This window comes from Pseudomonas sp. SDT291_1_S447, assembly GCF_054070155.1.
This window is the reverse complement of record NZ_JBSVXS010000404.1, coordinates 1-231: the sequence shown is the minus strand read 5'-3', so window position 1 is coordinate 231 and position 231 is coordinate 1. Positions and strand designations below refer to the sequence as shown.

Annotated in this window: 1 protein-coding gene; it reads left to right on the top strand. The window is 61.5% G+C overall.

Annotated features, from left to right (window positions below):
• On the top strand, positions 1-231 hold a 231-nt coding region (locus ACW9IR_RS30105; RefSeq protein WP_457466250.1), incomplete at both ends, for a response regulator.

Genomic DNA, 231 nt, shown 5'->3' with positions numbered 1-231 from the left:
AGGCACAGGGGTTGTGGGTGGCACGCGCCGACGAACAGACACGCCAGCGCGACCTGAAAAAGCTCAACCTGCACCTGCTGGTGGCCGAAGACAACATCATCAACCAGCTGATATTGCGCGACCAACTGGAAGAACTCGGCTGCACCGTGGAGCTGGCCGCCGATGGTCATGAAGCGTTGCAGCTCTACACCGCCGGCACCTCCGCCGTGGTGCTGACCGATGTGAACATGC